This is a genomic window from Pseudomonas sp. L-22-4S-12, from assembly GCF_009799935.1.
GTDB lineage: Bacteria > Pseudomonadota > Gammaproteobacteria > Pseudomonadales > Pseudomonadaceae > Aquipseudomonas.
Window position 1 is genome coordinate 1110002 of sequence record NZ_WELL01000001.1, and the last position, 9867, is coordinate 1119868.

Below are 9867 nucleotides of genomic sequence, written 5' to 3' on the forward strand. Positions count from 1 at the left end.
TGCGCCTGGAGCGCCTTTCCCCGATGTCCGAACGCCTGCCTCCCGCCATCTTCCTGATGGGGCCGACCGCCGCCGGCAAGACCGACCTGGCCCTGGCCCTGGCCGATGCATTGCCTTGCGAGCTGATCAGCGTCGATTCGGCGCTGATCTATCGCGGCATGGACATCGGCACGGCCAAGCCGGACCAGGCGACGCTGGCGCGCTATCCGCACCGCCTGATCGATATCCGTGACCCGGCCGAGAGCTATTCCGCCGCCGAATTCCGCGCCGATGCCCTGGCGGCGATGGCCGAGATCAGTGCGCGCGGCCGGATTCCGCTGCTGGTGGGCGGCACCATGCTGTATTTCAAGGCGCTGCTGGAGGGCTTGGCCGACATGCCCGGCGCCGACCCGGTGGTGCGCGCCGAGCTGGAGGCGCGCGCCGCCGTCGAGGGCTGGCAGGCCCTGCATCGCGAGCTGGCCCAGGTCGATCCGGAGTCGGCGGCGCGCATTCATCCCAATGACCCGCAGCGCCTGATCCGGGCACTGGAAGTCCACCGCGTGAGTGGCTTGAGCATGACTGCGCACAGGCAGCGCCAGGCCGCGGAAAATCGCGGTTTAGACGCCCCTGGCATGGCGCATTTGCCTTATACTGTGGCGCAGCTGGCCATTGCGCCGGTGCAGCGGCACGTGTTGCACGAGCGGATAGCGCTGCGTTTTCGGCATATGCTGGAACACGGCTTCATCGAAGAGGTCGAAGCATTGCGCTTGCGGGGCGATTTGCACGCAGGCTTGCCGTCGATTCGCGCGGTCGGTTACCGCCAGGTGTGGGATTACCTGGACGGCAAGCTGAGTCGCGAGGAGGTGACGGAGCGGGGGATCATCGCCACGCGCCAACTGGCCAAGCGGCAGTTCACCTGGTTGCGCAGTTGGGCAGATCTGCATTGGCTGGACAGTCTGGCCGATGACAATCTTTTTTGTGCCTTGAAATACCTGAAAGCGGTCTCCATATTGACGTGAGACCTTTTCGGCGGCCGTCTATCCTTGCTTATTGAGCGCGATACGGCATAAGCCATTTTTGCTTTACTACATTTTGACCCCTACAGGAGTGCGGCATATGTCAAAAGGGCATTCGCTACAAGACCCTTACCTGAATACCTTGCGTAAGGAACGCGTACCGGTTTCCATCTATCTGGTGAACGGCATCAAGCTGCAGGGCCAGATCGAATCCTTCGATCAATTCGTCATTCTGCTGAAGAACACCGTCAGCCAGATGGTCTACAAACACGCCATTTCCACCGTGGTGCCGAGCCGTCCGGTGCGCCTGCCTAGCGCGACCGAAGGCGAGCAGGTCGAGCCGGGCAACGCTTGACGGGAGTCCACCTTGTTTTTTGAGCGCCACGGTGGTGGTGAGCGGGCCGTTCTCGTTCACCTGGATGGCCAGAATCCCGAGGCGCGCGAAGATCCGCAGGAATTTCGCGAGCTGGCGCTTTCTGCGGGTGCGGACGTGGCGGCCTTCGTCAACGTGCCGCGCCATCAGCCGACGGCCAAGTACCTAGTCGGCAGCGGCAAGGTCGAGGAGTTGCGCGACCTGGTCAAGGCCGAAGAGGTCGATCTGGTCATCTTCAACCACACCCTGACCCCCAGTCAGGAGCGTAACCTCGAACGTGCCTTCGAATGCCGGGTGATCGACCGTACCGGTCTGATTCTCGATATCTTCGCCCAGCGCGCGCGCACCCATGAAGGCAAGTTGCAGGTCGAACTGGCTCAGCTCGACCACATGAGCACGCGCCTGGTGCGTGGCTGGACCCACCTCGAACGGCAGAAGGGCGGCATCGGTCTGCGCGGCCCCGGGGAAACCCAGCTGGAGACCGACCGGCGCCTGCTGCGGGTGCGCATCCGCCAGATCAAGCAACGCCTGGAGAAGGTCCGCAGCCAGCGCGAGCAGGCGCGGCGCGGGCGCAAGCGTGCGGATATCCCATCGGTTTCCCTGGTCGGCTATACCAACGCCGGCAAGTCCACCCTGTTCAACGCGCTGACCACTTCCGAGGTGTATGCCGCCGACCAGCTGTTCGCCACCCTCGATCCGACCCTGCGTCGTCTCGAGCTGGACGATCTGGGCCCGGTGGTGCTGGCCGACACCGTGGGCTTCATTCGCCACCTGCCGCACAAGCTGGTGGAGGCGTTTCGCGCCACCCTCGAAGAGTCGAGCAACTCCGACCTGTTGCTGCATGTGATTGATGCCTATGAGCCGGAGCGCGATCAGCAGATCGAACAGGTCATGGCCGTGCTCGGCGAGATCGGTGCCAACGAGCTGCCGATGCTCGAGGTGTACAACAAGATCGACCTGCTGGAGCACGTCGAACCGCAGATTCAGCGCGATGGCGACGGCAAGCCGGTGCGCGTCTGGCTGTCGGCGCGCGACGGCGCCGGCCTGGAGCTGCTGCGTCAGGCGATTGCCGAGCTGCTCGGCGAGGATCTGTTCGTTGGCACCCTGCGCCTGCCGCAGCGTCTGGGGCGGCTGCGTGCGCAGTTCTTTGCCCTGAACGCGGTGCAGAGCGAGACCCACGATGAAAACGGCGATACTCTGCTGGCCATCCGCCTACCGCGGGTCGAGTTGAATCGCCTGGTCAGTCGTGCCGGCTGGGAGCCGCAGGAGTTTCTCGCGCAACACACTTTGCAATAAAGCCTGTGCCATCGTTTTTGCGGCGGCAGGCGGGCATTCTGTAGCATTGGGCGGCGCGCCGCGGGCGCGTCTTTGCTTTATCAGATGGAGAGCGCTATGGCTTGGAATGAGCCGGGTGGCAATTCGAACAATCAGGATCCCTGGGGCGGCCGCAAAGGCGGTGGGCGCCAGGGCCCGCCGGATCTCGATGAGGCCTTCCGCAAGCTGCAGGAGAGCCTCAACGGGATCTTCGGTGGCGGCAAGAAACGCAGTGGCGGCGAGGGCGGCGGCTTCGGCCTGCTGGGCATCGGCGTAGCACTGCTGTTTGCGGTTTGGCTGTGGAACGCGATCTACATCGTCGATGCCCAGGAGCAGGCGGTCATCCTGCGTCTCGGCAAGTACCACGAGACGGTCGGCCAGGGTCTTAACATCTACTTCCCGCCGATCGACAAGAAATTCCAGGAAAACGTGACGCGCGAGCGGACGTTCTCCGTGCAGGGGCAGATGCTCACCGAAGACGAGAACATCGTCGAGGTGCCGCTGACCGTGCAGTACAAGATCAGCAACCTGGAATACTTCGTGCTGAACGTCGATCAGCCGGAAATCAGCCTGCAGCATGCCACCGAGAGTGCCCTAAGGCATGTCGCCGGCTCCACTTCGATGGATGAGGTGATCACCCTCGGTCGCGAGCAGATGTCGCTGGAAGTGAACAAACGCCTGCAGACCTTCCTCGACACCTACGGCACCGGCATCACCGTCACCCAGGTCAACATCCAGCGCGCCACGGCCCCGGCCGAGGTCAAGGATGCCTTCGACGACGTGATTCGTGCCCGTGAAGACGAGCAGCGCGAGAAGAACCAGGCGGAAACCTATGCCAACGGCGTGGTGCCTGAGGCGCGTGGTCAGTCCCAGCGCATCATCGAAGATGCCAACGGTTACCGTGACGAAGTGGTGTCGCGCGCCCAGGGTGAGGCGGATCGCTTCACCAAGCTGGTCGCGGAATACCGCAAGGCCCCGGAAATCACCCGGCAGCGCCTGTATCTGGACACCATGCAGGAGGTCTACCGCAATACCAGCAAGGTGCTGGTGACCGGTAAGGACGGGCAGAGCAATCTGCTGTACCTGCCGCTGGACAAGATGATCGACAGCCGTGGCGCGGCTGGCGCTGCCAGTGCCGCACAGCCGGCCGGCAGTGAAACGACCACGCGGATCATCAATGATCTGGAGCGTCGCGATCTGCGTACGCGGGAGAGCCGCTGATGAGCAATAAATCTCTGTTTGCCCTGATCGCCGGTGTGGTCCTGGCGGTCGTTGCCTGGAACAGCTTCTATATCGTCACCCAGATGGAAAAGGCCGTGCTCCTGCAGTTCGGTAAGATCCAGGTGGCCGATGTGCAGCCCGGCCTGCACGTGAAGATCCCGATGGTCAATCAGGTGCGCAAGTTCGACGGCCGCCTGCTGACCCTGGAATCGCCGATCCAGCGCGTGCTGACCCTGGAAAAGAAAGCGGTCATGGTCGACGCCTACGCCAAGTGGCGGGTGGCGGATGCCGAGCGTTTCTATACCGCGACTTCCGGGATGAAGCAGATCGCCGACGATCGCCTGTCGCAGCGTCTGGTCTCCGCGCTGTCCAACCAGTTCGGTACCCGCTCCCTGCATGAGGTGGTTTCCGGTGAGCGCGATGCGCTGATGGCCGCCATCACCAAGTCGCTCAACGGCATGGCGCAGAAGGAGTTGGGCATCGAGGTGGTCGACGTGCGCGTCAAGGCCATCGACCTGCCGAAAGAGGTGTACCGCAGCGTGTTCGATCGCATGGCTTCCGAGCGTGAGCGCGAGGCACGCGAGCATCGCGCCAAGGGCAAGGAGCTGGCCGAGGGCATTCGTGCCGATGCCGACCGGCAGAAGCGCGTGCTGCTGGCCGAAGCCTATCGCGAGTCGGAGGAAGTGCGCGGTGATGGCGATGCCAAGGCAGCGTCCATCTATGCGGCGGCCTACGGCCAGGACCAGGAGTTCTACGCGTTCTACCGTAGCCTGGGTGCCTACCGTGACAGCTTCTCCAGCAAGAGCGACGTGCTGGTGCTGGATCCGGATAGCGAGTTCTTCCGTTACATGGAGCGCTCCAAGCCCTGACCGGCGTATCCCCGGCGCGGCCATTCGGCCTGCCGGGGTGACCGTTTCGGAAAACGTGTTATCATGAGCCAGCCGGGTAAAAAGCCCGGCTTTTTTGCGTCTGCGGGAATCATGTGGCAGGAATTCGGCATCGCGTTGTGTCTGATGTTGGTGCTGGAAGGCGTCTTGCCCTTCCTCTATCCGCGGCGTTGGCGCACGGCGCTTACGCAGTTGACGCAGCTGTCTGATGGTCGGCTGCGCCTGATGGGGCTTGCCAGCATGCTGCTGGGAACCGCCCTCCTGTATTTGCTTCACTGAAGGCTGCCGCCCGGACCGAGAGGGGAATGGCGAAATGGCAACGGTAGACCGCTGGCTGCTGCCAGATGGCATCGAAGAAGTACTGCCGCCGGAAGCGGCGCGCATCGAGGCGGCACGCCGCCAGGTGCTGGACCTGTTCCAGCGCTGGGGTTACGAATTCGTCGTGACCCCGCACATCGAATACCTCGAATCCCTGCTCACCGGAGCTGGCCAGGATCTGGATCTGCGCACCTTCAAGGTGACCGATCCGCAATCCGGCCGGCTGATGGGCTTTCGTGCCGACATCACGCCGCAGGTGGCGCGCATCGATGCGCACACCCTGCGCCGCGAAGGGCCGAGCCGCCTGTGCTATGCCGGCAGCGTGCTGCATGCGCAGCCGCGGGCCTTGTCCACCTCGCGCAGCCCGATCCAGCTGGGCGCCGAGCTGTATGGCGACGCCAGTCCGGCCAGCGATGTGGAAGTCATCAGCCTGATGCTCGACATGCTCGAGCTGGCCCGCGTGCCGGGTGTGCACATGGACCTCGGTCATGTCGGCATCTACCGCGGCCTGGCGCGTGCCGCCGAGCTGTCCGGCGAGGTCGAGCGGCAGCTGTTCGACGCCCTGCAGCGCAAGGCCGTGGATGAAGTGGCGGCGCTGACTGCCGGCTTGCCGGCCGAGCTGGCCTCCATGCTGCGTGCGCTGGCCGAGCTGTGCGGCGGTCGCGAAGTGCTGGAGCTGGCCCAGGCCTGCCTGGTCGAGGCGCCGGCCGAGGTGCATGCCGCGCTCGACGAGCTGGTGGCGATTGCCGACGAGCTGGAGCTGCGCTATCCCGAGCTGCCGCTGTATTTCGATCTGGGCGAGCTGCGTGGCTATCGTTACCACACCGGCGCGGTGTTCGCCGCGTTCGTTCCTGGCATGGGGCAGTCGATCGCCCAGGGCGGTCGCTATGACGACATCGGCGCCGATTTCGGTCGCGCGCGGCCGGCCACCGGCTTCTCCACCGACCTTAAGACCTTGGTGACCCTGGGCGACATGCAGGTCGCCGAGCCGGCGGCTGGCGTCTGGGCGCCGGACCACCATGATGTCTACCTGTGGCAGGCCGTGCAGCGTCTGCGGCGCGACGGGGTGCGCGTGGTGCAGGCATTGCCGGGTCAGGAGTCGGGCGCTGCCGTCGAGGCGGGCTGCGACCGCCAGCTGCAGTTGCGCGATGGCCGTTGGCAGGTGGCGCCCCTGGCGTCCTGAGTGATTTTCCGTCGGCCGTGGCCGGCACCGAGCTTTTCGAATAGAGGACAAGTGTTATGGGTAAGAATGTCGTGGTCCTGGGCACCCAGTGGGGTGATGAGGGCAAGGGCAAGATCGTCGATCTGCTGACCGAGCAGGTGGCTGCCGTCGTGCGCTACCAGGGCGGCCACAACGCCGGCCATACCCTGGTCATCGACGGCGAGAAGACCGTGCTGCACCTGATTCCGTCCGGCATCCTGCGCGAAGGCGTGCAGTGCCTGATCGGCAACGGCGTGGTGGTTGCTCCCGACGCCCTGATGCGCGAGATCACCAAGCTGGAAGAGAAGGGTGTGCCGGTGCGTGAGCGCCTGCGCATCAGTCCGTCCTGCCCGCTGATCCTGTCCTACCACGTGGCCCTCGATCAGGCCCGGGAAAAGGCCCGTGGCGATGCCAAGATCGGCACCACCGGTCGCGGCATCGGCCCGGCCTACGAAGACAAGGTGGCCCGCCGCGGCCTGCGCGTCGGCGACCTGTTCCATCGCGAGCGCTTCGCTTCCAAGCTGGGCGAGCTGCTCGACTACCACAACTTCGTCCTGACCAATTACTACAAAGAGCCGGCGGTGGATTTCCAGGCCACCCTCGACGAGTGCATGGCCTACGCCGAGCTGCTGCGTCCGATGATGGCCGATGTGACCGCCACCCTGCATGACCTGCGGCGCGCCGACAAGGACATCATGTTCGAGGGGGCCCAGGGTTCGCTGCTGGATATCGACCACGGCACCTACCCCTACGTCACCAGCTCCAACACCACCGCCGGCGGTACCGCCACCGGTTCCGGTTTCGGTCCGCTGTATCTGGACTACATCCTCGGTATCACCAAGGCCTACACCACCCGTGTCGGTTCCGGTCCGTTCCCCACCGAGCTGTTCGACGAGACGGGCGCCTTCCTGGCCAAGCGTGGCCACGAGTTCGGCTCCACCACCGGCCGTGCCCGTCGCTGCGGCTGGTTCGATGCCGTGATCCTGCGTCGCGCCATCGAGATCAACAGCATCTCCGGCCTGTGCCTGACCAAGCTGGACGTGCTCGATGGCCTGGAAACCATCCTGATCTGCACCGGTTACAAGGATGCCGAGGGCAAGCTGCTGGTCGATGCGCCGACCGACGCCGACAGCTACATCGGTCTGCAGCCGGTGTACGAGGAAATGCCGGGCTGGAGCGAGTCCACCCTGGGCGCCAAGAGCCTCGACGAGTTGCCGGCGGCGGCGCGTGCCTACATCAAGCGTGTGGAGGAGCTGGTCGGTGCGCCGATCGATATCGTCTCCACCGGCCCGGATCGCAACGAAACCATCGTGCTGCGTCACCCGTTCGCTTGATCTGAACTCGTGCTGAGTGACAAGAGGCCGCTTTCGAGCGGCCTTTTTGTTTGGCGCGAAAACCCGCGGCCTGGCCTATACCTTGCTTTGGGTTACAGCTTTTCGGCCCGCCGCCGATGAAGGTATATGGGTTGTTCCGACGGAAGGAGTTGAGCAGTGTCCGTTCTATTCTCGTTGTTGCGCAGTCGCCTGTTGCGGCCGGTCTTCATTGCCTTGAGTGTCGCCATGCTGGTGCAGGTCGGCCTGGCCGTATGGCTGACCCATGCCAGTGTCGATGGCCTGGTCGCCGATCTGAGTCGGCGTCTCGGTGGCGAAAGCGAACGCCTGGCCGGTGAGCTGGGCAAGGCCGAGCAGGAGATGCGCGACGGCATGGCCGCGCTTTCCAGCAATACCCGGCAGCGTCTGGGTGATGGCCTTTCCGCCCAACTGAAGGGCGAGCAGGCGCAGCTGCGCCAGGTGCTCGAGGAAAACCTCAAGCAGTCCGGCAATTCGCTGGCGCAGTTGCTGGCCGGCGTCGCCCCCAAGGCGATCTGGGACAACGATGCGCCGGCGCTGACTGCCTTCACGCGGATCGCCCAGCGCGATCCGGCGGTGCTGTTCGCGGTCTACTACGACGCCCAGGGGCAGCGCCTGACCCGCAACTTCAATCGCAGCAACGAGCAGGTGCGTGGGCTGGTGGCCGCCGGTCAGGGCAAGACGCCTCTGGAGCGGCTGGTCGATGCGGCCTCGCGTGATCCGCGGGTGCACATGGTCGAGGTCGCGATCAGTCCGATGGGCGAGCCCATCGGCAAGATCCAGCTGGGCATTTCCCTGGATGCGGTGGAGAAGGAGCTGGTCGCCCTCGATGGGCGTTTCGCGGCGCTGGTCGGCAATGCCGGGGCGCTGGTGGACAGCAGCCTGGCCGGGGCGGCGCAGGAAAGCGCCCAGGCCCTGCAGCAGCGCCTCAAGCTGGCGGAGGAGGCGACCCAGGACATGGCGCGCAACGGCAGCGAGACCGTGCGCGCGGCGACCGAGGGGTTGCGCTGGCGGATCGCCGTGGGCTTGCTGGTGGTCGGTTTGCTGGTGATCGTGGTGGTCGCATTTGTCCTCGGTTGGCGCGTGCTCAGCCGCTTGCAGCTGCTGATCGCGGCGTTGCGCGATCTGGCGGCGGGCGAGGGCGACCTGACTCGGCGGGTGCAGCTGGATAGTCGCGACGAGGTGGGGGATATGGCCGAGGCGGTCAATCGCTTCATCGCCAAGTTGCAGCCCATCGTGCGCGAGGCGGGCGAGGTGGCGCAGCGTACCGGCGAGGAAATTCGCAGTCTGGCCCAGCGCAGCGCGTCGGCCGAGGCGGCGTCCTCTCGCCAGCGCGATGAGGTGGCGGGCAGCCTGCAGGCGCTGGAGGAGATGGCCGGCGCCGCTCAGGCGGAAAGCCAGGCAATGCACGAGGCGCAGCAGCGCGTGGGGGCGATTCGCCAGGCGGCGCATGAAAATGCCGCGATTGCCCAGCGTGTCGGTGGCCTGATCGAGGCGCTGGTGGCGCGGGTGGATAACGGTTCGGCGGTGATCGAGCGTTTGGCGCAGCAGAGCGAGCAGATCGAGGTGGTGCTGACGGTGATCCGTTCGATCGCCGAGCAGACCAACCTGCTGGCGCTGAACGCGGCCATCGAGGCGGCACGTGCCGGCGAGAGCGGGCGCGGTTTTGCCGTGGTGGCCGACGAGGTGCGCGCCCTGGCCAGCAAGACTCAGCAGTCTACCGGCGACATCCAGGCGCATATCACGGCGCTGCAGGAAGGTGCGCGCGAGGCGGTGGCGGTGATTGGCCAGGCTGGCGAGCAGGCGGCCGAAGGCTTGCAGGCGCTGCGTGACAGCGCCCAGCTACAGCGGTCGGTGCAGGTGTCGGTGGATGAGGTGCATGGCGCCATCGATAGTGCCAGTCGAGCGGCGGCGCATCAGGCCGATGGAGCTAGTGCGGTGCGCGGGCGGGTCGAGGTGATTCACAGTGAGGCGCAGCGTGCGGCGCATGAGGTCAGCGCGACGGCGGCCAGCGGTCGCGAGCTGGAGATCCTGGTCAATCAGCTCAAGGCCAGCTTCGCTCAGTTCAAGGTCTGATCGTGCAAGGGCGAGCTCATGTGAGCTCGCCGCGTGACGGGTTTTCAGAAGCCAGAAAAGACAAAACCGAGCCAGTGGCTCGGTTTTGTTTTGAAGAGTGGTGCCCAGGAGAAGACTCGAACTTCCACGGTGT

Annotated in this window: 9 protein-coding genes, 1 tRNA gene and 1 pseudogene (1 of these 11 running past the window's edge); 10 read left to right on the forward strand and 1 reads right to left on the reverse strand. The window is 65.0% G+C overall.

What is annotated here, in order from left to right:
- Nucleotides 1–23: 23 nt before the first annotated feature.
- The 10 genes and pseudogenes from miaA (at nt 24) to F3I16_RS21325 (ending at nt 9734) form a co-directional block, all read left to right on the forward strand.
- Nucleotides 24–998, forward strand: coding sequence for a tRNA (adenosine(37)-N6)-dimethylallyltransferase MiaA (miaA, locus tag F3I16_RS05010; protein ID WP_160492611.1), 975 nt, complete (start codon nt 24–26; stop codon nt 996–998).
- 97 nt (nt 999–1095) lie between these two features.
- The gene (gene hfq / locus F3I16_RS05015; protein WP_021701802.1) at nt 1096–1350 is read left to right on the forward strand and encodes an RNA chaperone Hfq; all 255 of its coding nucleotides are present in this window, start codon (nt 1096–1098) and stop codon (nt 1348–1350) included.
- Between the two features lie 12 nt (nt 1351–1362).
- The gene (gene hflX, locus F3I16_RS05020) at nt 1363–2664 is read left to right on the forward strand and encodes a ribosome rescue GTPase HflX (protein WP_160492612.1); all 1302 of its coding nucleotides are present in this window, start codon (nt 1363–1365) and stop codon (nt 2662–2664) included.
- Between the two features lie 96 nt (nt 2665–2760).
- Nucleotides 2761–3903 (forward strand): FtsH protease activity modulator HflK, encoded by a 1143-nt coding sequence (gene hflK / locus F3I16_RS05025; RefSeq protein ID WP_160492613.1) that lies wholly within the window; start codon nt 2761–2763, stop codon nt 3901–3903.
- Entirely contained in the window at nt 3903–4772 is an 870-nt protein-coding gene (gene hflC / locus F3I16_RS05030; RefSeq protein WP_160492614.1) for a protease modulator HflC, read from the forward strand. The genes hflK and hflC overlap by 1 nt, the downstream gene beginning before the upstream one ends.
- A 111-nt stretch (nt 4773–4883) precedes the next feature.
- The gene (locus F3I16_RS05035) at nt 4884–5069 is read left to right on the forward strand and encodes a DUF2065 family protein (protein WP_160083466.1); all 186 of its coding nucleotides are present in this window, start codon (nt 4884–4886) and stop codon (nt 5067–5069) included.
- Nucleotides 5070–5103: 34 nt separating this feature from the next.
- Complete coding sequence (locus F3I16_RS05040) at nt 5104–6291, forward strand: ATP phosphoribosyltransferase regulatory subunit (protein ID WP_160492615.1); 1188 nt, start codon at nt 5104–5106, stop codon at nt 6289–6291.
- Nucleotides 6292–6347: 56 nt separating this feature from the next.
- Complete coding sequence (locus tag F3I16_RS05045) at nt 6348–7643, forward strand: adenylosuccinate synthase (RefSeq protein ID WP_160492616.1); 1296 nt, start codon at nt 6348–6350, stop codon at nt 7641–7643.
- A 972-nt stretch (nt 7644–8615) separates the two neighbouring features.
- Nucleotides 8616–8876 (forward strand): annotated as a pseudogene (locus tag F3I16_RS21320) (HAMP domain-containing protein); the annotation flags it as partial.
- Nucleotides 8850–9734, forward strand: coding sequence for a methyl-accepting chemotaxis protein (locus F3I16_RS21325; protein WP_372239600.1), 885 nt, complete (start codon nt 8850–8852; stop codon nt 9732–9734). The pseudogene F3I16_RS21320 and the gene F3I16_RS21325, both read left to right, overlap by 27 nt.
- 98 nt (nt 9735–9832) lie before the next feature.
- On the opposite strand, the gene F3I16_RS21050 is transcribed toward F3I16_RS21325, so the two are convergent.
- Nucleotides 9833–9867: transfer RNA gene (locus F3I16_RS21050), tRNA-Leu, on the reverse strand (it continues 152 nt past the right edge of the window).

Coding starts and splice junctions, on each gene's coding strand:
- miaA (WP_160492611.1), top strand. CDS start 24: ATGTCCGAACGCCTGCCTCCCGCCATCTTCCTGATGGGGCCGACCGCC.
- hfq (WP_021701802.1), top strand. CDS start 1,096: ATGTCAAAAGGGCATTCGCTACAAGACCCTTACCTGAATACCTTGCGT.
- hflK (WP_160492613.1), top strand. CDS start 2,761: ATGGCTTGGAATGAGCCGGGTGGCAATTCGAACAATCAGGATCCCTGG.
- hflC (WP_160492614.1), top strand. CDS start 3,903: ATGAGCAATAAATCTCTGTTTGCCCTGATCGCCGGTGTGGTCCTGGCG.
- F3I16_RS05035 (WP_160083466.1), top strand. CDS start 4,884: ATGTGGCAGGAATTCGGCATCGCGTTGTGTCTGATGTTGGTGCTGGAA.
- F3I16_RS05040 (WP_160492615.1), top strand. CDS start 5,104: ATGGCAACGGTAGACCGCTGGCTGCTGCCAGATGGCATCGAAGAAGTA.
- F3I16_RS05045 (WP_160492616.1), top strand. CDS start 6,348: ATGGGTAAGAATGTCGTGGTCCTGGGCACCCAGTGGGGTGATGAGGGC.
- F3I16_RS21325 (WP_372239600.1), top strand. CDS start 8,850: ATGGCCGAGGCGGTCAATCGCTTCATCGCCAAGTTGCAGCCCATCGTG.